Origin of the sequence: Allocatenococcus thiocycli, assembly GCF_921292965.1 — a bacterium.
In the GTDB taxonomy this organism is placed as follows: Bacteria; Pseudomonadota; Gammaproteobacteria; order Enterobacterales; family Vibrionaceae; genus Vibrio; species Vibrio natriegens.
Genome location: NZ_CAKLCK010000041.1, coordinates 64493 through 85591, shown reverse-complemented (window position 1 = coordinate 85591; position 21099 = coordinate 64493). Strand labels below are relative to the sequence as shown.

Below are 21099 nucleotides of genomic sequence, written 5' to 3'. Positions count from 1 at the left end.
ACTCTTGTTGGCGTATGGATCTAGTTTTTTTGCTGATAAGGCATAGTAAAGCGATCTAGAGCGAAGTAGGAGCAGGTGTTCTGCAGATGCAGTAAATATCGATGCTTTCTACACCAACTTCAAGTAGTAATTGGCATAATTGTCGTACCGTACTGCCCGTTGTGACGACATCATCGACAATCGCTACATGTTCAAATATCGGCTTCTTACTGAGCACAAATGCCCCTTGTAAGTTTTGCTCCCGGTTAGATTTTTTATGGCCTCGTTGGGAATCTGCGTATTTGATTCGACGAAATAACTTGGGGTCAAAATGGCTATCCAGATGGGTTGCCAAGTGTCTGGCAAGCACATCACTTTGATTGAATCCGCGCGATAAATAGCGTCGCCAGTGCAGTGGAACGCTGGTAATCAGTGTCGCTGGAGAAGAAATACGACTGGCAAGCAACTGAGTCAGCGCGTCGATGTGCCAACTCTCGCCATGATCCTTAAAGCGCTGAACCTCGCGTGACAGAGGAAACGCATAGTCACCGAGAGTAATGAGTCGCTGCCAGGGCGGTGGTTCGGCCAAGCACTCGCCACACACCGTGTCGCTCCTTTCTGTTTCCTGCATAGCCAAACCGCAATGTTGGCACCTTCTAATCGGATTAAGATACTGAAAACAATGGCTACACCAACGAAGAGCGTTCGGTGATTGTGCTGTTTTCAGTGGCAGCCTGCACAAACCACATTGACTACCGAGCACGCGATGCATGATGTTTTGCCAGTGATGAGATAACATACAACTTATTCAGGTAGAGGTTTTGCACAGACTAACGCCGGGATGTAAGCGTAAGGAATAAGTTAAGTGGGAGAGATTGAGAGCATGAGCACGAATTTACACTGGCAGTCGTTTGGTCAGGGACCAGATTTGGTGTTACTGCATGGCTGGGGAATGAATGGCGCGGTTTGGCAACAAACCATCGAGTCCCTTCAGTGCAGTTTTCGGGTGCACGTGGTTGATCTTCCAGGATACGGCCACAGCGCTGAACATCATGGCGAAGATTTAGCTCATATTGCTCAGATGGTGCTTGAAGACGCGCCAGAAAAAGCGGTTTGGCTGGGCTGGTCATTAGGCGGTTTGGTGGCGACTCATATTGCGCTTAACGCACCAGAGCGCGTGAATAAACTCATCACTGTGGCGAGCTCTCCTAAATTTGCGGCAGAGAAAACATGGCGTGGCATTCAGCCTAAGGTTTTGAGTGCTTTTACCGAGCAGTTGCTGGAAGATTTTTCACTCACAATCGAGCGTTTTATGGCGCTGCAAGCAATGGGCAGCCCATCAGCACGCAAAGACGTAAAATTGCTTAAGCAAGCGGTGCTCTCTCGCCCTCAGCCGAATCCAGACTCACTGCTGGTGGGTTTAAATATCTTAGCGGACGTTGATCTGCGCGATGCGCTTACGTCGCTGACCATGCCGATGTTACGTTTGTATGGACGACTAGACGGGCTGGTACCGATTAAGGTCGCCAGCGATCTCAATGAGCAGTTGCCACACACTGAGCATGGCATCTTTAGCCAGTCTTCCCATGCGCCGTTTATGACTGAACATGACGCGTTTTGTGCGCAAGTTCGAGAATTTGCGGTTCGCTAACGGTTCGCGGCGCAAAAAACTTAAGTTGTTTAAAAAGTGGTCGATAAAGGTTTGAGCTAGGCTGTATTTGCTAGCGGCATAGACGAGTGGCGACTCCGAGGAGGGTTCGCAATGATTGTGTCACCGACCAACGTAAGTGTGCCATTGATCGCCCCGTCCGTGAATGTGCAAACGGAGCAAGCGGCTCGTGACAACAAAGTCCGGGAGCCTGTGACGCCAACGACTGCATTGGTTAAAACCAGTGCAGAGCGCAAAGTAAAAGGAGATGACAAGCGGCGACGCCAGTCTGCTTGGGATCCTTCTGAGCACCCCAGTTATGAAAGGGAGCCTGAAGTTGACGCTCGTTACTCTGAAGAACCCGCCGATACGTTAGAACGGCTTTTCGGATTACTCGCACTCAAGTCGTACAGTGAAGAACAGGGTAAAGGCTATACGATACGCTTTCGCTTACCTAAGCGCATTCTGGATGCTGCGATCTATCAAGGATTGATGGAAAGGCGCAGGAAAGTGATCAAGTTTCATTATGGTCATTCGGTCGCGCCTCATACACCGTCAGACGTGATAGCAGTATTGTAATAACTCAACACTCTACTCAAATAAAAACGCTCCAGTCAGAGCGAACTGACTGGAGCGTTTTCTTTTTTGTTTTTAACGGAATTTACTTTTTCGCCTTGGCAAAAGCCGCGGCAAAAGCGCCACCCATTGCGTTATTTCCTAATGCATTATTTGATGAGGAATTATCACGACGTGGTTGACGACGTTGCTGATCATTACGACGCGGCGCATCAGAACGCTGGCTGCGATTGTCCTGGCCCGGTTCATCGTTCAGACGCATCGACAGAGCGATACGTTTACGCTGAACATCCACTTCCATCACTTTGACTTTGACGATGTCGCCCGCTTTTACCACTTCACGCGGGTCAGAGACAAAGCGATCCGTCAGTGCTGAGATGTGTACCAATCCATCTTGATGGACACCGATATCAACGAATGCACCAAAGTTTGCGACGTTCGATACCACACCTTCCAGAATCATGCCGGGTTCCAAGTCTGCTACGGTGTTAACTCCGTCAGCAAAGGTCGCGGTTTTAAATTCAGGGCGAGGGTCACGGCCCGGTTTATCCAGTTCTTTGATGATGTCAGTCACTGTCGGAACACCAAAGTTGTCGTCAGTGTAATCCACAGCATGCAAGCTTTTCAGGAAAGTGGTATCGCCGATGAGTGCTTTAACGTCTTTGCTGTTTTTCGCTGCGATGCTTTTGACCACTGGGTAGGCTTCCGGGTGAACCGAAGAGGCATCCAGCGGGTTTTTTCCATCCATGATACGCAGGAAACCAGCACACTGTTCAAAGGCTTTTGGCCCTAAGCGAGGCACTTTTTTCAGAGTCGTACGCGCATCAAAGCGGCCGTTTTCATCACGGAAATCAACGATGTTTTGCGCGATGGTACTGGAAAGGCCAGCCACTCGAGTCAGCAGTGCGGCAGATGCAGTGTTAACGTCCACACCCACGGCGTTAACACAGTCTTCTACCACTGCATCAAGACGTTTTGCCAGCATCGATTGGCTGACATCATGCTGGTATTGACCCACACCGATCGATTTAGGATCGATTTTCACCAGCTCCGCCAGAGGATCTTGCAAACGACGTGCGATAGAAACAGCGCCACGCAGCGAAACGTCCATATTCGGGAACTCTTTCGCTGCCAGCTCTGATGCTGAGTAAACCGAAGCTCCGGCTTCACTGACCATGATTTTTTGTACTTTCAGGTTGCCGCGCTTAATGACGTCAGCGACAAAACTGTCTGTCTCACGAGAAGCCGTACCGTTACCAATGGCGATCAAGTCAACGTTAAACTTGCGTACCAGTTGGTCCACAATCTGAGCCGATTTATCGTATTGTTTTTGCGGCGGGTGAGGGTAGATGGTCTCGGTCGTCAGTACCTTACCAGTGGAGTCGACTACTGCGATTTTTGAACCAGTACGTAGACCCGGATCGAGGCCCAGCGTGGCACGAGGGCCAGCTGGAGCCGCCATCAACAAATCTTTCAGGTTGGTGGCGAACACATCAATCGCTTCGATTTCTGCGCGCTCTTTCATCGCACCCATTAGCTCGGTTTCCATGTGCATTGACACTTTGATGCGCCATGCCCAGCTGATTACCTGTTTACGCCACGTATCTGCGGGTGCATTGCTAAGTGTCACGCCATAATGGTCTGCAATGATGGTTTCACAGTAAGACTGACGAACGCCTTCTTCCTGTTCTGGGTCGGCATTCATCGCCAAGGTTAGGAAACCCTCGTTACGGCCACGGAGCATCGCAAGGGCACGGTGAGATGGCACTTTGCTGAGTGGCTCATTGTGGCTGAAGTAATCTTTAAATTTCTCACCTTCGTTCTCTTTGCCTTCGACAACACGGGCAACGAGCTCTGCATTACGGTTCAGATGCGTACGAATCTTTTCTAACAGGTTGGCGTCTTCGGCGATGCGCTCCATGATGATGGCACGCGCGCCATCCAGTGCCGCTTTGGTATCCGCGATACCTTTGTCTGCGTCAAGGTACTTACTTGCTTCGCTTTCTGGTTCAGTTTGCGGATGATTCCACAGGGCGTCAGCGAGTGGCTCTAAACCTGCTTCAATTGCGATTTGGCCTTTAGTACGACGCTTTGGTTTGTAAGGCAGGTAAAGATCTTCCAGACGAGTTTTACTGTCTGCCTGAGTGATTTCTGTTTCCAGTTCAGGCGTCAGCTTACCTTGCTCCTGAATAGACTTCAGAATGGTTTGACGACGGTCGTCCAGTTCACGAAGGTAAGACAGGCGACTGTCCAGCGTACGCAGTTGGGTGTCATCAAGGCCACCCGTCACCTCTTTACGGTAACGTGCGATAAAAGGAACGGTGTTACCGTCATCAATCAGGGTGACAGCAGCGTTGACTTGCTCTGGGCGAACATTCAGCTCTTGAGCAATCATGCGACAGATAGCTTGGCTCATCCGTGTATTCTCTTTTTATTCAGTTGAGTTTCGTTAGGTATAAACATTGGGGTCATTCGATGAATTTGCAATGTTTTCCGCGAGCAGTGCAAAAATTTACCGGGCGCTGGTGGACATCAGTCAGGTTTGTGTCAAAACTTTAATTAAATTGAGAACTTATATCCTCGATTATCAACTAAAGTACATACCTTAGCTCATAGGGATAATCATGATGAAAAAAATGTCTTTGGCTTTGGCGCTTACCAGTGCCTTACTTGTTGCGCCATTTAGCTGGGCGCAATCTCTTTCCGCAACCACTCAAGATCCAATTTACCAACTTGATGACAAACTGGTGTTAGGCCGGGTTGAAAATGTCTATTACAGCGAGATTCCAGAGCTAAGTGACGTGCCGTTTATGGGTAAGATTGACACGGGTGCCGATACCACCTCGATGCATGCCGAGAATATTCACGTCACCAGCTCGAACCCAGAGTTCTCTAACCTGAAAGATAACGAGTTACTTTGGGCGATCATCGATGATCTGGGTGGTACTAAAGCCAAGTGGGATGATGGGACTTTCGAGCCGTATCAAGTCAAAGTGAGCTTTACCATTCAGCACCCTTACACGGGCAAACAGATCACCGTCACCGATGATCTGGAACGTATCAGTGCGATTCGCAGCCGTACCAGTACAAAACCGATATTGCGTCCAAACGTAAAAATGCCGATGACGATAGCGGGTCATACCGTTGATACCGTTGTGAACTTAACCGCACGTAAGCAGTTTTCTGCCCCAATTCTGATTGGAAAAACCTATCTGAAAGATAACGCGTGGGTGTTTGCCGGATATGACTACCTGCAGCAGCAGCCCAAGGCCAAAATGATTGGTAAGCAAGAGCTTGTCTCTGTAGAAGGCGTTCCTTACAAGGTGAGTATTTCGACCAGCAGTCGCTACACCAATGCGCATGCTCTGGACATCAAAGTAGATAAGAAGGCCAAGCAAGTGTCCTTCACCTTAGAGGGCGAAAACGGTAAGCGACACCCGATGACACTGCCGCTGATTCGTATGCTTAAAACGACCAAGGGTGAGCGACCACTGGTATATTTACCTGTGAAAGTGTCGGAAAGTGAAACTCAGCACTGGTTGGTGTATTTGCGTGATCGCAGCAATTTTAGCTCACAGCTGCGCTTAGGCAATGATGTGGTTAGCCAGCACTTTGTGGTCGATACCGATAAAGAAAACCTGCTTGGTGGTGTTGAAAAGACCTTTAAGAGTGCTCTGAAAGCCAAACCTCTGGTGATTTCTCCTGAGGAGACTCTCAATATTGATGGCTACTCCGTACCAGCCTATCCAACGTTTACCGTCAAAACTCCGCTTCTTCGCGTGCATGGCTTTGAGCTCAGCGAAAAAGGCAAAGATGAAGTGGCGACCTACTACTTAACCAATGAACAGGACAAAGAGGAAAAAATCACTAAACCCGTTGTGAAAAAACTAAGAGTGGGCGATATGGTGCGCCCTGTGGTTGAAGGGGATTTTGTATTTGGGAACACAGAGAAGAGCATCGAATTTGCCATTGATGTGTTGGAGAACGAAGAAACTCAACCGTTTTTCGTGTTTGGCCATGATATGGCAAAAGGCGGTGTGTTGCTGAATACGCGTGCGGATCACCTCTTGGATGCCAAACCATTATTCCGGGCTGGTCATATTGAAGTGGCTGAAGTGGAAGGCATGTTATTCCCGGTGAAACTGGATACGGGGGCTGACGTCAGCTCAATCAGCGCTACTGATATTAAGCAATTTCAGAAAGACGGCAAAGACATGGTGAGCTTCACTTATGAAAACGATTATGGCGTGAAAAAACAGCTGACTCGTGAAGTGGTCAATGTGATGCACATTACCGCGAAGAAGGGCGAGAAAACCAATGTCAGGCCAGTGGTTAAAATGCACGTGAAACTGGGTGATCTGGAGAAGAAAATAGAGGTCAACCTTCAGGACAGAGAACGTTTTAAGTACAGCATGATTTTGGGTAAAAACTTTTTGAAGCATGGTGTGGTGGTGTCGAGTGATACCAATTACATCGTGACGAAAAAATCGGATGTCAAAAAGTAAAAACTCAGTCAATTTGTAGGCTGAACGCCAACTTCGCCCCGTGTTTTACGTACTGTGATTGGTATAATCTCAGAATTAGATCCGGGGCATAAACCAAACGAAAATCACCCGTCTTCCAAGGAGAAAAATTGAAAACTAAGCTGATTACGCGTGAAGGCTATAACAAACTCAAACAAGAGCACGATTACCTCTGGAACGAAAAGCGACCTGAGATCACCAAAATAGTCACCTGGGCCGCCAGTCTGGGCGATCGCTCTGAAAATGCAGATTACACCTTCAATAAACGATTATTGCGCCAAATCGATCGTCGCGTTCGTTTTCTCAGAAAGTTTTTACCTGAAGTGACCATCGTGGATTACTCACCTCAGCAAGAAGGTAAGGTCTTCTTCGGAGCTTGGGTCGAGATCGAAAATGAAGCGGGTGACGTGAAGAAGTTTCGTATTGTCGGGCCGGAAGAGATCTATGGCGATGCGAAAGGCTATATCTCTATCGACTCACCCATGGCACGCGCGATGCTAAAAAAACAAGTCTATGAAGAGTTTACGGTTAGGACGCCCGATGGCGATAAAGAGTGGTTCATTAACTCGATTGAGTACAACCTATCCAGCCCAGATGCGACAAACCCTAGCTAGGGTGACTGGTCGGTGAGTGAATGTTCCGACCATGTTTAACCGACATCCTCTTCATCCTGAGAAGAAAAGGCATTGAGCGCTTTTATAGGAGCACATAAATGATGAGAGCAGTGATTAGTGGCACCGTATTAACCGTAGGATGTTCATTTTCTGCGTTTTCCCAAGAAGAACTAAAAGGGTGTGATGCAAAAGAGTTTGCTGTCGAGCAGCAACTTGAATACGCCAAAGTGCAAGGTAAAGAGCAGCATATTGAAGGCCTCGAACGTGCGTTAGCTTCGGTACAAAGTGAGTGTATTCGAGAGGAGCAGCGCCAGAAATTACATGCAGAAATTGAAAAAAGTACTCAAAAGGAAAAGTTGCAAGCCAGCAGTGAAACAGAGTGGGAACTGAGCCAGTAACCTCCGGTTGATAGGCGATATTTTTGCTAATCTAAGCAATCACTTCGCTCAATATTAGCGCTGTATCTTCGAAATAATGTGTCAAAAGAGCGGCTAAGATAAAAAGAGTAACAATTTGCACAAGCACGTTTGAAAAAACAGTGATACATTTTCGACAATACATGCTTCTGAAAGGATGTTTCAATGCAGGAAAATCATAAAATTTTAGTGGTTGATGACGATGCTCGTTTACGTGCTCTATTGGAGCGTTACCTTTCTGAGCAAGGTTTTCAGGTTCGTAGCGTTGCCAATGGCGAACAAATGGATCGCTTACTGACGCGTGAAAACTTTCACTTAATGGTGCTCGATTTGATGTTGCCAGGTGAAGACGGTTTATCTATCTGTCGCCGCTTACGTAACGCGAACAACATGTTACCTATCCTGATGCTTACTGCAAAAGGGGACGAAGTTGATCGTATTGTTGGCTTAGAAGTCGGGGCAGACGATTACCTGCCAAAACCGTTTAACCCGCGTGAGTTGTTGGCTCGCATTAAAGCGGTATTGCGCCGTCAAACCATCGAACTGCCGGGCGCACCAAGCACGGAAGAAAAAGTGGTGGAATTTGGCGAATTCCGTTTAAACCTCGGAACGCGTGAAATGTTCCGTGGCGAAGAATCGATGCCGTTAACATCTGGTGAGTTTGCCGTACTAAAAGCCTTAGTCACCAACGCACGTGAGCCAATGTCGCGAGACAAACTGATGAATATGGCCCGTGGCCGTGAATATTCGGCAATGGAACGTTCTATTGACGTCCAAATTTCTCGTCTTCGTCGCATGTTGGAAGATGACCCGAGCAAACCACGTTACATTCAGACGGTATGGGGCTTGGGCTACGTATTTGTCCCAGACGGCAAAGAAGTATAATTCGCGTAACTGCACTCCGATAGTTGTCTGTACATTCCGTCCTCTTGCATCTCCTGTATGGGGGCGGAAAATCGCGATTAGGCACATTCTTTTAGCAATACTCTGTTAGGATCACCAGGAACTGTCCATGCGAATCCGAAGCTCTCTCACTCAATCTATTCTGCTGTTCATTTCTTTGCTTCTCGCTAGCCAAGTCTTCTCTTATTACGCCGTTTTCAACTATGCGTTGATGCCGAGCCTGCAGCAGTTCAATAAAATTCTCGCTCATGAGCTCAACCTGGTGCTTGATGCCGACGGAGAGCTTCAGTATGAGGCACCAATAAGGCGTCAGTTATTAGAAAGGCTGGGCGTAACGGTTCACAGTATTGATAGTGAAAGAGCGGACGAGTTTAATCACGCGATGTCGATTGAATTGATGTCTGAAGAAATGACTCAAGAACTGGATTCTCCGACTGAAGTACGTTTGATGTTGGGCGAGGAGAGTTACATCTTGTGGATGCACATCGACAAGCTGCCCAACTCGCTTATTCGTATCCCGCTCTCAGAGCTGCAAGAAGAGGATTTTGCGCCGCTATTTCGTAACAGCCTGATCATGGCATTGCTGATTATCGCTGGTGGCTGGCTCTTTATTCGTTTTCAAAACCGCCCGTTACTGGCGTTAGAAAAAGCAGCTAAGGGGGTTGGTCGTGGTGAGATACCGCCACCGATACCAGAGAAAGGCGCGTTAGAAATTCGAGCGGTGACCCGTGCTTTTAATCAGATGTCGAAGGGTATTCAGGAGCTGGAAGAAGACCGCGCCTTGTTGATGGCGGGGATCAGCCACGATTTACGAACACCGTTAACCCGAATTCGTCTCGCGACAGAAATGATGTCACCAGAGGAAAGCTATCTCGCTGAAGGCATCATCAGCGACACGGAAGAGTGTAATGAAATCATCAGCCAGTTTATGGATTACCTTAAGCCGGTGAATAACCAGACGTTTGAGGCGGTGTCTCTGAACGACATAGTATGCGATGTCGCGAGCTCAGAAGGCAGTGATGAGCGGGAAATTGAGACCAAAATTGAAGCGTCCATCAAACCCGCTCTGGGTAATTCGATTGCGATTAAACGCGCAGTGACGAACTTAGTGGTCAATGCGGTTCGCTATGGCAATGGCTGGGTCAAAGTGTCGACGGGTATGACCGCAGATAACCAACTGGTTTGGGTCACGGTGGAAGATAACGGCCCCGGTATTGAACCTGATCAGGTAGGTAAGTTGTTTGAACCGTTTACGCGTGGAGATACGGCACGAGGCAGTGAAGGGACTGGACTTGGTCTGGCGATCGTCAAGCGCATTGTCAGCCAGCATTCGGGATCGGTCGTGATGCGTAATCGTAGTGAAGGTGGCTTAATCGCCCAAATTAGCTTCCCGACTAAGTAACCCAACAGCTAAAGCGTCACCAACGAGCAAAATAAAAGCCCAGCTTAGAACCTAAGTTGGGCTTTTTTATTATCCTATTGATCAGTTTAGGATTCTTTGACCTCTTGAACTTCTGGTTCTTCGTCTTCCAGTTTCTCTGGCAATAACAGGTTCAAGATAATTGCAGTAATACCGCCCGCAGCAACACCCGTAGAAAAGATGCTCTTAATAAATTCGGGCATGAATTGCAGAATTTCAGGCTTCTGAGCAATACCAAGGCCCATCGAGAACGACAGCGCCATGATCAGAATCGCACGACGGTCGAGATCAACACGAGAGATAATACGCACACCTGCCGCGGCAATCGTACCAAACATCACGATGGTTGCACCGCCAAGCACAGGCTCAGGAATCAGCTGAACAAAGCTCGCCACACCAGGGAATAAACCAAGTAAAACCAGCATAGCGGAGATGAAGTAACCTACGTAACGGCTTGCGACGCCAGTCAGCATGATAATGCCGTTGTTTTGGCTGAAAGTAGAGTTCGGGAAGCTGTTAAAGACTGCAGCGATCGCTGAGTTTAAACCGTCAGCCAACACGCCACCTTTGATGCGCTTCATGTAAACCGGCCCTTTTACTGGCTCACCGGACACTTCAGAAGTTGCGGTAATATCGCCGATGGCTTCTAGCGCAGTAATAAAGAAAATCAGTACTAGAGGAATAAATAGCGACCAGTCAAACGCTAAGCCGTATTGCATCGGAATTGGCAGCGCAACCAGGTTGGTCTCACTTAGCTGTGAAGTGTCAACCATACCCATAAAGTAGGCCATGATATAGCCAACCAGCATTGCAATGACAATCGAAGCAACGCGAATGTAAGGGTTGTTTGAGCGGTTCAAAAGAACGATCAGACCCAGTACAGTGCCAGCCAGTGCCAACTTGTCCAGGCTACCGAACGTGCCGTCACCCATCGCAGCATAGCCACCGCCCATTGAGACTAATCCAACTTGAATCAATGTCAGACCAATCAGAGTTACCACAATACCTGAAACCAGCGGAGTGATGATGCGGCGAGCGTGCTCAAGCACTCGAGACAGTAGAATTTCCGCGAATGAAGCGACCAGAATCGTGCCGAAAATCGCGGCCATCATGGTGCTGATGTCTGCACCGCCCGCTTTCAATGACAAGCCGGCACCAATGATTGGGCCTAAAAAGTTAAAGCTTGTGCCTTGCACGGATAACAGGCCAGAGCCTATCGGGCCAAAGGTACGAATTTGAATAAATGACGACACACCAGAAGCAAATAGAGACATGCTGATAATCGTATTTGTCTGATCGGCTGGTACGCCCAAGGATTGGCAAATGATCAACGAAGGGGTAATAACCGCAACGAACATCGCTAACAAGTGCTGAATGGCGGCGAAAATTGTTTGTGGCAGTGGTGGGCGATCATTTAATTGATAGACCAGTTCCGAAGATCGGTTTGAAGTTGTCATGGTTTGTCTCGCTTGTCGCAATATTTATTACCCAGCGCTCGCTGAATGGGAGTACTGGGAGGAGCTGACGTTTTGATCTGTGATTGCTGTTAATCAGTGTCAACTCAGATTGGTTGGGGTAAATACCCTAATTTTGTGCGCGATTATAGAGCGATTTATTTAAAAAGCAAACGATTGCCATGAGGCGTTGATAATCAATTATTCGGACTATTTTAAGCTTAAGCTTTGGAGTAAATATCCCGTTCGCCTAACCAACGATCGATGATCGCCGTGGCATTAGTAGGGTAATTGTCGTGAATATGGCGAGCTATGCGTTGAACTTCGGGTATTAAGCGCTGATCACGAACCAAGTCCGCAATTTTAAAATCTGCCAGACCGGTTTGCTTGGTACCTAATAACTCACCAGGGCCACGGATCTCCAAATCTTTCTGCGCAATGACAAAGCCGTCGTTGCTTTCACGCAGAACGCCGAGTCGCTTTTGTGCGGTTTTTGATAGCGGTGAATGATAGAGCAGAACACAATGACTGGCGACAGAGCCTCGTCCAACACGGCCTCTCAGCTGGTGGAGCTGAGCTAAACCGAGTCTCTCCGGGTTTTCGATGATCATCAGGCTTGAGTTTGGTACGTCCACGCCGACTTCTATGACTGTCGTAGCAACAAGTAGGTGCAGTTTGTTGTCTTTAAAATCCTGCATCACCGCTTGTTTTTCCGCTGGCTTCATCCGGCCATGAACCAAGCCAATTTTTACATCAGGCAACTTGCGTTGCAGTTCTTCAGCCGTATCAGCGGCAGCTTGTGCCTCCAATACCTCAGATTCATCAATCAGTGTACACACCCAGTAGGCTTGCTTACCTTCGTTGAGACAGGCATGGCGAACTCTTTCTACTATGTCGTCGCGTTTTGTATCGGGAATCGCGACGGTTTGAATCGGAGTTCGGCCCGGTGGTAATTCGTCAATTACTGAGGTTTCCAAATCGGCGTAAGCAGTCATCGCTAAGGTACGTGGGATAGGGGTTGCGGTCATGATGAGCTGATGTGGGTAAGCGCCTTGCTTGGCTCCTTTCTCACGTAACTCTAATCGCTGGTGGACGCCAAAGCGGTGCTGTTCATCAATAATAACCAGCGCCAGATGATGGAATTCAACATGTTCCTGAAACAAGGCGTGAGTACCCACTACCATTTGTGCTTCACCGCTGGCAATGCGTGCGAGCTCTGCTTCTTTGGCTTTACCCTTTAACTTACCTGCCAGCCAGCCCACTTGGATTCCCATTGATTCAAACCAGTTGGCAAAGTTGATGGCATGCTGTTCGGCTAGCAGCTCAGTGGGTGCCATTAGTGCGACCTGATAACCGTGCTCGATAGCTCGAACCGCAGCCAGTGCCGCGACGAGGGTTTTCCCTGAGCCTACATCGCCTTGGACAAGGCGCATCATCGGGTGAGGTTTCTCCAGATCGGCTTCAATCTCTTTTACCACTCGTGCTTGAGCGTTGGTTGGTGAGAACGGCAGTTGTGCCAGAAGTTGGTTCTTCAGTTTTTCACAAGGAGCAAGTGGCAAAGCAATATCTTGCTGTCCTTTACTGCGCACTGCCAACATAGAGAGGTTCTGAGCCAACAGTTCTTCCATGATCAGGCGGATTTGTGCCGGATGCTTACCTTCATCAAACTCATCCAAGTTGATCGTTGGGGGCGGTCGGTGAATGGTGTGCAGCGCCTGAGACATGGTGATTTGGTGATCGTATAAACCCGCTGGCAGTAACTCTTGTACGGCGGCTTTATCCAATAACGCTAATGCCTGCTCGGTCAGGTTACGCAAGGTGATTTGTCGTAGGCCATCTGTGGTTGGATAAACGGGCGTCAGGCTTTGTTCTACATCTGGCTTTTGTTCGCTGATATAGAACTTGTAATCTGGGTGGACGATTTCCAAACCCATTCCACCACGCTTTATTTCCCCGTAAGCGTGTACTAACTTACCTTGAGAAAAGTTGTTCTTCATCGCCGCGGTAAAATTGAAAAAACGCAGCGTAATGGTGCCGTTACCATCACTGATTTTTACCGTGAGCATTTTGCGTTTACCGAAAATGGTATCTACGGCCATCACCTTGCCTTGTACTGCGGCCCACAGCCCTGCATGGAGCTTAGCAATAGGATAAATACGGGTACGATCTTCGTAACGAAGTGGCAGGTGAAACAGTAAATCCTGAACCGAATGCAAGCCAACTTTGGCTAGTTTTTCTGCGACTTTCGCGCCAACCCCTGAAAGGGAAGTTAATGGAACAGCAGATAGCAGTTGGGCAGACATAGAAGGCTCAAAAAAATGGTTAACATTGCAATATGTTAACCATGGAGCTGTGTTTTTGTACAGGAAAAAATAAGAGGAGCGACCAGGAACTAGGATCCTAGTCTCGCTATTATTTCTGCTGCATCTCTTTCCACCACGCTTCATCGGCGATGATTTGACCCTCATCGTCGAGTGGCGGATAAGCGAGACCTTTACGTTTCGCAACTTTAGCCAGAACCGGGTGACCTCGCTCAAACAGAATTCGGTTAATCGTCTCTTTCGGCAGAGAGCTTTCTTCACGCTCGTACATACCAGCGGCTTCACGTTGACGCTGAGCTTCATACAAAATCACCGCACTTGCGACAGAAACATTGAGAGACTGCACCATGCCAATCATCGGGATGATGATGTCTTGATCAGCGAGCTGTTTGGCTTGTTCTGAAGCGCCTGTTTTCTCACTGCCTAAAATGATGGCGGTTGGTTTTGTGTAGTCGATGTCTCGAAAGTCGACAGCTGTTTCCGATAGGTTAGTCACCAGCACCTGCATGCCTTGCGCTTTTAACTCGGTCACGGCGTCTTCGATTGAATCGTGAGTGTCCACTTCTACCCAGTTGCGTGCGCCCGCTGATGTGTGGCTCAGGGTACGCATTTTATTTGGCCAAATGGCGTGGACTTTGTGTAAGCCAGTTGCATCGGCAGTGCGGATAACCGCTGAGACGTTATTCGGCTTGTGAACTTCTTCAAGGCATAGCGTTAGGTCGGTCTGGCGTGCTTTCAGGACTTGGTGGATACGGTGGTAGCGTTCTAGGTTCATAGTAAATAGGGATATAAAAAATCGCCACCTAGCGGAGTAGGTGGCGATGGTTGTTATTATCTTCTTCTGCGTCGGACTCGAGTCGCGTGTGGCATCGCTTTGATTTTTCTCATGATGCCAGCAAGGTGAACACGATCTTTGGTGGTCAGCAGTACGGTGACGGTATACAGGCGACCATCACGTTCTTCCGTTGACAAGCCATGGATGTTCGAGCCTGTTTTCGAAATTACGTTGGTTAGCTCAGCGAGCGCACCCTGATGGTTGAGCATGTCGACTTTAAGTTCAGCGATGAACTCTTTATCGTAATCGTCAGACCAGGCAACCGCCATGTAGCGATCCGGTTCTTTCTGGTAACCACGTACGTTTGGACAGGTTTCGCGGTGAACAACTAATCCACGACCCGGTGATACGTGTGCAATAATATGATCATCCGGAATTGGGTGACAACAGTTTGCAAACGTCAGCAGTAAACCTTCCGCGCCACGAATTGGCAGCTTCTTCTTCGAATCACCAGGAATCGAACTGGTTGTGGTCAGTTCTTCGGTATCACCTAGCAGACGACGCGCAATGACGATACTCATTAACTCACCCAAACCAATTGCAGCCAACAAGTCATCGGTACTTTCCAAACGAAGGTCAGTCAGGACTTCCTGGACGTTATCTGGGTAAATGGAGTCGATAGAGTGGCGACCAAGTGCGTGATTCAGCAAGCGGCGACCGAGTGTGATTGACTCTTCACGACGCATGGTTTTCAGTACTTGGCGAATCTTGGTGCGAGCACGTGAAGTCACGACATAGTTTAGCCATGCTGCGTTTGGACGTGCACCAGGTGCGCTGATGATCTCAACTGTTTGACCGTTTTTCAGTGCCTTACTCAGTGGGTAAGGGTTACGATCAACACGAGCACCAACACAAGAGTTGCCGACATCAGTATGCACCGCGTAGGCGAAGTCAACCGCTGTCGCGCCAAGTGGCAATTCGACGATACGACCTTTTGGTGTGAAGACGTAAATTTCGTCTGGGAACAGATCCGATTTTACGTTTTCAATGAATTCGAACGAGTTACCCGCGCTTTGCTGCAGTTCAAGCAGGCTTTGCATCCAGCGTTGAGCTTTCACTTGCGCTGTCGTGCCAGAGGTATCGCCTTTGTCTTTGTAAGACCAATGTGCAGCAACACCTTTATCCGCCATTTGATCCATATCTTCAGTACGGATCTGTACTTCTACCGGAACACCATGAGGGCCGACCATCGAAGTATGCAGCGATTGGTAGCCGTTGGCTTTTGGAACCGCGATGTAATCTTTCATGCGGCCTGGGCGTGGCTTGTATAAGCTGTGCACCTGGCCCAGAACGCGATAACACGTATCTGCAGTATCAACAACCACTCGGAAGGCGTAGATATCCATAATGGTGTGGAAGCGCTGTTCTTTGGTTTTCATCTTGTTATAGATAGAGAACAGGTTCTTCTCACGTCCAACAACGCGTGAACTCAGACCGACATCTTGCAGGCGGCCTTCGATCTCGCTGTGGATACGTTGGATCATCTCTTTACGATTACCACGTGCCGTTTTCACGACTTCTTTTAGAACGCGATAACGGTTTGGGTAAAGCGCTTCAAAGCCCAACTCTTCCAGCTCGGTTTTGATATTGTGAATACCAAGACGGTGGGCGAGTGGCGCATAAATCTCTAGAGTTTCACGAGCGATACGGCGTTTTTTGTCTGGTCGAAGTGCGCCAAGCGTACGCATGTTGTGCGTTCGGTCAGCCAGTTTGATCAGAATTACGCGGATGTCTTGCACCATAGCCAGAACCATCTTACGAAAGTTCTCAGCCTGAGCCTCTTTCCTGTCACGGAATTTGAGTTTGTCCAGTTTAGATACACCATCAACCAGCTCAGCCACGGTATTACCGAATTGCTCTTCGAGATCTTCTTTACTGACATCACAATCTTCAATGACGTCATGCAATAGAGCAGCTTGGAGGGTTTCGATATCCAGACGCATTTCTGCCAGGATTCGAGACACAGCGACAGGGTGGATGATGTATGGTTCACCGCTAGAACGGGTTTGCCCTTCATGGGCATCTCGCGCTACCACATAAGATTGACGCAGAGCCTCAATCTGAGGCTCTGTTAGGTATTCTTGGGCAACGTCTTTGAGGCTATCGAATAGATACAAATTATAGGCCCGGGAGGTTGTTGAATTCTCGAGTCAGAATTAACGGTTGTGAGCGATGCTGCTTACTGCCGCTAGCTCTGCCGCTTCTTGCTCTTGTTGTTCTTGACGTTCACGAGCGTCTAGAACTTCTTTCGTGATTAAACCTTCTTCGATTTCGCGAAGTGCGATAACCGTTGGCTTATCGTTCTCTTCTGGCACTAGTGCATCTTTACCGCCAGTTTGCATTTGACGAGCGCGGCGAGCCGCAATCAGTACTAGGTCGAAACGGTTGCCAACTTTTTCAACAGCGTCTTGAACAGTTACGCGTGCCATGAGGACTCCAAATAGTTAACTAAAATATTAGAATGACGAGAAAGTATACAGTCTAACTGCTTTATTTACTAGCGATTAGACGTGCCACTGTAAGCGGGCTTTCTCCGGTGTTTTATTGTCTGCTCTTTGCTACGGAAAATTAAGAGCAAAGAAGCAAGAATTCTTTATGTTTTACAGCGTGACTTTATATTGAAGTTACTCTGCTAACAACGCGTCAAGCATACCTTTATATTTAGCAGCTTGCTTTTCTTCCTTCAATCTTTCAGCTCGAAGAATCGCTTTAAAGTCCATCAGCGCTGTATCGAAATCGTCGTTTACAATCACGTAATCGTACTCGTTGTAATGCGAGATTTCTGACTTGGCTTCTGCCATGCGCTTGGCAATGACTTCATCGCTGTCTTGGCCGCGAGTGTTCAGGCGACGCTCTAGCTCACCATTGGATGGTGGAAGAATGAAGATGCTTTTTGCTTCAGGCATTTGCTCACGAATTTGTCGTGCACCTTGCCAGTCGATATCCAAAAATACGTCGATACCTTTGTTTAGTGTTTCTTCAATCCAGACGCGGGAAGTGCCATAGTAGTTACCGAATACTTCGGCGTATTCCAAAAAGTCACCTTTCGCAATAAGAGCTTCAAACTCTTCTTTTGCTACGAAGTGGTAGTGGATACCATTTTCTTCACCAGGGCGCATGTCGCGAGTGGTGTGAGACACAGACACTTTCATTGCGTATGTCGGATTGCGCTCCAACATTGCTGAGATCAAGCTAGATTTACCTGCGCCGCTAGGTGCAGATACGATATAGAGAGTACCTTTGCCCATTGTACTGTTCCACTATTGATTGGATTGATTGAGTGCCGACGGAAAGTCGCGACAGTCTTATAACGATAGCACTGGCGTTGTTGAATTTACCACCAAAGGGATGGATATTGGTGATAATCCCGCCAGAAAAATGGAGGCGAAGAGTATCATGATCTCTATATTGTTGCCAGTTGATCTTTCTATCTGTACTCACTGTTAATAAAAGAGCAATTTATGCTGATGTGCCTTATTCGGACTCGGTTTCTAAATAGACGGAAAAAAGGGGAAGCTTTCACTTCCCCAGGCGTGCGACTGACTCACACTTAATTTTTTAAGTTTATTGACTTGTCTGAGCTTAGCCCTGGCTTTCTAAGAAAGTGATCCAAGGGTTCGCAACGGCTTTCAAGTCAGGAGACTGAGCGGCACTTTGCATTGCTTTAAGAGCACTGTCTGGCTGGTTCAGCTCAAAATATGCCATGCCACGAATGTAGGCTAATTCGCCTTTTTGATCGCGCTTGGCATCAGGAGCGGCGTTTTGAGTAAACTTCGTCGCTTCTGAATATTGCTTGTCTAAAATCATCAGACGAGCGATTTTGATTTGAGTTTTCGCCTTTGGAGCCAAGTTATAAGCTTGTTGGTAGACGTCGATTGCACGTCCAAGCTCTTGCGCTTGCTGCCAGAATGCACCCTGCTTTTCTAGATTCTCCGCGTTACGCTCTACATGACCTTCGTCAAAGGCCGTTTGAAGCGTTTTTGCTGCTCGGAATGGTACGCCTTGATAAGCCTGGAAGTTCACTAAGCGCAGGTACTCTTTTTCATCTTCCAGAAGACCTAATTTATAGGCCATCTCCAGAGTAGAAAGGGCATTACGCTCTTGGTTTAACTCCATGTAGATACCAGACAATTGCGTCCAGTAACGCTTATTTTTCGGGTACTTGGTCGTTAAAATCTTCAGAACACCGGCCACGCTCTTGAACTGTTTGAGTTCATAATGCGCAGACATCAGCAGCTGGTACCAGGATTCGCTAGGGTCTTTACTCATTGCGATGGCCTGTTTAGTCGGCGGAATCGCATTTTTGTAATCTTCTAGCTGAATATAAGCACTCGCCAGCGTGATGTAGGCATGAGCTTGCGGTTTTTCTTCCGTTGTCTCGGCAATTTTGAACCACTCTTTCATAGTAGAGACGGACTTTTTAAACTGACCTTCAGCAAGATAAAGTTGAGCCACGCTGTAGCGAACCTGTTGAGCAACAGGGACAGGCAGCGCGTTCAAACTCAATGCATCAGCAAAGTATTTGACCGCTTTGGGATAGTTATCTTGCAACGAGTACAAGAAGCCCATTTGTTGCAATAACACGGCGCGGTCATATTCACGTTTGCTGCTACTTAACGCTGAGTTCAGTTTCGAAATCGCTTCCGAATACTTTTCCGTTGCGATCAGTTCCTGAACTTTATTGACGGTTCTGAATGTTTTGTCTGACAACTCAGGAGTGCTGGAGAAAGCAGGCGCGCCGTACGCGCCCGCCAGTAACACCAGAGAAGCCAACAATTTTGTATATGATTTCATGATTGCGACTCCTTAGTTGGTAGAGAACTCAATTTCTTGAGAAAGACGAGAACTTACCGCTTTACCATCGACCATCTTAGGTTTGAAGGTCCATTTGGCTACCGTGGTTTTCGCTGCTTGTCCCAAGCCTAACTTACGTGGTGTTTCTTTTAAGACTTTTACGTCTTCGACGCCACCGCGTTCGTTAACGGTAAACTCTACAAGTACGATACCTTTCTCAAGTCCCGAGCGTGCCGCTTTACGAGGCATCTGCGGTTGGAACGTGGCCAGAGGAACCGGGCCTCCGCCGCCAATGACCTGAGCTCCACCACCTTGTGTGTAGTGACCCAGTACTGAACCACCTGTTACGTTAACAGGAAGGTCTAGATTAGGCATGTTCATTGGAACTTGATCCATCACCGGTTTCACGGTCGACGTCACCTTCATTTCTGGTGGTGGCGGCGGACGCTTAGGTGGTGGTGGTTTCGGGAGTTCGCGTTTTTTCTCCTGTACTTTTTCGTCTGGTTTAATGCGAATGAAATCGACCATACGCTGATCATCATTCGACACTAGCTCGTGGCGCTCTTTGTTTACCAGCTTGTCCATCCCCCAGAACAATCCGAGGGAGACAATGAGCGCCAGTGCAATTGAGGCCAGATACCGCATAAGCTTAATCCTTACCGGTTGCGGCAATGGAGATGCTTTCTACACCTGCCATCTTGATCTGGTCCATAACCTTCACGACTACGCCTGCGTTGGCTTCTGTATCCGCCTGGATAACAACAGCACCATCAGGGCTTTCTGCGCGAAGACGCTCGATGTTGGCGCGAACGGCGTCGACTTCAATGCGTCGTTTATCAACCCACACGTCACCAGCTGCACCAACGGCAACCATGATGTTACCTTTCTTCACGGTTTGTGCTGAGCTTGCCGTTGGGCGGTTTACTTCAATACCAGCTTCTTTAACGAACGATGTTGTTACGATAAAGAAGATCAACATGATGAATACGATGTCGAGCATCGGTGTCATATCGATAGCGGTTTCATCACTGCTATCACTGCTATAGCGTCTTTTCATGACCTATACCTCTAATTCCATTTACTCAGGCAATATGCTTTAGCTTATCTTCCAGCTTTTGCGTTGTGACTTTGGCTAAATGATCAAGACGTGAACTAAAGAACAGTCCTGATAGAGAAGCCACCATCCCGGCTAACGTTGGGATTGTTGCCTTTGAGATCCCCGAGGCCATTGCTCGAGGGCTTCCTGTTCCTGTTACCGCTAAGATGTCGAATACCTGGATCATGCCGACAACGGTGCCGAGCAGGCCGAGTAGGGGACAAAGCGCAATCAGTACTTTCACGATTGGCAGACCCTTTTTATTCTCAATATCCTGACGAGAAACGATTTCTTGTCGGATCATCTTTGCGTTCCAGCTTTGATGTTCTGAACGCTCACTCCAAAGAGTCACGGCTTTTTTCGCGGCTCTCGGAGCGACGGCGGCAAAGTAGAACCAGCGTTCTAGCAGCACTGCCCACAACATGAAGCTGAGGATGAAGATGGCGACGAGTACATCGCCACCCATTCCCAAGAAGCGCCTAATTGATTCAAGTTCTCCAACTAACCACCACATAACGCC

General features: G+C 48.1%; 19 protein-coding genes. 7 read left to right on the top strand and 12 right to left on the bottom strand.

The annotated features are described in order from the left end of the window. Positions 1-55 precede the first annotated feature (55 nt). Positions 56-778: a phosphoribosyltransferase family protein gene (locus L9Q40_RS16735; RefSeq protein ID WP_498794006.1), complete on the bottom strand. Its 723-nt coding sequence runs from the start codon at positions 776-778 to the stop codon at positions 56-58. 84 nt (positions 779-862) lie between these two features. On the opposite strand from L9Q40_RS16735, the gene bioH reads away from it, so the two are divergent. Continuing rightward, positions 863-1630 carry a pimeloyl-ACP methyl ester esterase BioH gene (gene bioH, locus L9Q40_RS16730; RefSeq protein WP_024372767.1) on the top strand — a complete coding sequence of 256 codons (768 nt, stop codon included), beginning with the start codon at positions 863-865 and terminating at the stop codon, positions 1628-1630. Between the two features lie 111 nt (positions 1631-1741). After that, complete coding sequence (locus L9Q40_RS16725) at positions 1742-2206, top strand: hypothetical protein (RefSeq protein ID WP_020335700.1); 465 nt, start codon at positions 1742-1744, stop codon at positions 2204-2206. Positions 2207-2288: 82 nt separating this feature from the next. On the opposite strand, the gene L9Q40_RS16720 is transcribed toward L9Q40_RS16725, so the two are convergent. Next, positions 2289-4619 (bottom strand): Tex family protein, encoded by a 2331-nt coding sequence (locus L9Q40_RS16720; protein ID WP_409391506.1) that lies wholly within the window; start codon positions 4617-4619, stop codon positions 2289-2291. A gap of 208 nt (positions 4620-4827) precedes the next feature. On the opposite strand from L9Q40_RS16720, the gene L9Q40_RS16715 reads away from it, so the two are divergent. The 5 genes from L9Q40_RS16715 (at position 4828) to envZ (ending at position 10061) form a co-directional block, all read left to right on the top strand. Continuing rightward, positions 4828-6708, top strand: coding sequence for a putative ATP-dependent zinc protease (locus tag L9Q40_RS16715; RefSeq protein WP_498794005.1), 1881 nt, complete (start codon positions 4828-4830; stop codon positions 6706-6708). Between the two features lie 128 nt (positions 6709-6836). Next, entirely contained in the window at positions 6837-7340 is a 504-nt protein-coding gene (gene greB, locus L9Q40_RS16710) for a transcription elongation factor GreB (RefSeq protein WP_498794004.1), read from the top strand. A gap of 98 nt (positions 7341-7438) precedes the next feature. Beyond that, a complete protein-coding gene (locus tag L9Q40_RS16705) occupies positions 7439-7738 on the top strand; it encodes a DUF1090 family protein (protein WP_014230553.1) in 300 nt (99 codons plus the stop codon). A 183-nt stretch (positions 7739-7921) separates the two neighbouring features. After that, positions 7922-8641 carry an osmolarity response regulator transcription factor OmpR gene (ompR, locus tag L9Q40_RS16700; RefSeq protein ID WP_014230554.1) on the top strand — a complete coding sequence of 240 codons (720 nt, stop codon included), beginning with the start codon at positions 7922-7924 and terminating at the stop codon, positions 8639-8641. Positions 8642-8768: 127 nt separating this feature from the next. After that, positions 8769-10061: a two-component system sensor histidine kinase EnvZ gene (gene envZ, locus L9Q40_RS16695; RefSeq protein WP_014230555.1), complete on the top strand. Its 1293-nt coding sequence runs from the start codon at positions 8769-8771 to the stop codon at positions 10059-10061. Positions 10062-10147: 86 nt separating this feature from the next. Here the strand turns inward: envZ and L9Q40_RS16690 are convergent, their stop codons facing one another. The 10 genes from L9Q40_RS16690 to L9Q40_RS16645 form a co-directional block, all read right to left on the bottom strand. Next, on the bottom strand, positions 10148-11536 hold the full coding sequence (locus L9Q40_RS16690) for a uracil-xanthine permease family protein (RefSeq protein WP_498794003.1): 1389 nt from the start codon (positions 11534-11536) through the stop codon (positions 10148-10150). Positions 11537-11754: 218 nt separating this feature from the next. Further along, positions 11755-13836, bottom strand: coding sequence for an ATP-dependent DNA helicase RecG (gene recG / locus L9Q40_RS16685; RefSeq protein ID WP_065301834.1), 2082 nt, complete (start codon positions 13834-13836; stop codon positions 11755-11757). 109 nt (positions 13837-13945) lie between these two features. Next, positions 13946-14629, bottom strand: a complete 684-nt coding sequence (gene trmH / locus L9Q40_RS16680) for a tRNA (guanosine(18)-2'-O)-methyltransferase TrmH (protein WP_498794002.1) — start codon at positions 14627-14629, stop codon at positions 13946-13948. 56 nt (positions 14630-14685) lie between these two features. Further along, on the bottom strand, positions 14686-16806 hold the full coding sequence (gene spoT / locus L9Q40_RS16675) for a bifunctional GTP diphosphokinase/guanosine-3',5'-bis pyrophosphate 3'-pyrophosphohydrolase (protein ID WP_014230559.1): 2121 nt from the start codon (positions 16804-16806) through the stop codon (positions 14686-14688). 39 nt (positions 16807-16845) lie between these two features. Beyond that, on the bottom strand, positions 16846-17118 hold the full coding sequence (gene rpoZ, locus L9Q40_RS16670; protein WP_005379346.1) for a DNA-directed RNA polymerase subunit omega: 273 nt from the start codon (positions 17116-17118) through the stop codon (positions 16846-16848). A gap of 195 nt (positions 17119-17313) precedes the next feature. Then, on the bottom strand, positions 17314-17937 hold the full coding sequence (gmk, locus tag L9Q40_RS16665) for a guanylate kinase (protein ID WP_014230561.1): 624 nt from the start codon (positions 17935-17937) through the stop codon (positions 17314-17316). A 334-nt stretch (positions 17938-18271) separates the two neighbouring features. Beyond that, complete coding sequence (locus L9Q40_RS16660) at positions 18272-19483, bottom strand: tetratricopeptide repeat protein (protein WP_498794001.1); 1212 nt, start codon at positions 19481-19483, stop codon at positions 18272-18274. 12 nt (positions 19484-19495) lie between these two features. After that, positions 19496-20128 carry an energy transducer TonB gene (locus tag L9Q40_RS16655; protein ID WP_498794000.1) on the bottom strand — a complete coding sequence of 211 codons (633 nt, stop codon included), beginning with the start codon at positions 20126-20128 and terminating at the stop codon, positions 19496-19498. Positions 20129-20132: 4 nt separating this feature from the next. Continuing rightward, positions 20133-20540 (bottom strand): ExbD/TolR family protein, encoded by a 408-nt coding sequence (locus tag L9Q40_RS16650; protein WP_014230564.1) that lies wholly within the window; start codon positions 20538-20540, stop codon positions 20133-20135. Between the two features lie 25 nt (positions 20541-20565). Then, positions 20566-21093 carry a MotA/TolQ/ExbB proton channel family protein gene (locus L9Q40_RS16645; RefSeq protein WP_005458945.1) on the bottom strand — a complete coding sequence of 176 codons (528 nt, stop codon included), beginning with the start codon at positions 21091-21093 and terminating at the stop codon, positions 20566-20568. Positions 21094-21099: the final 6 nt, after the last annotated feature.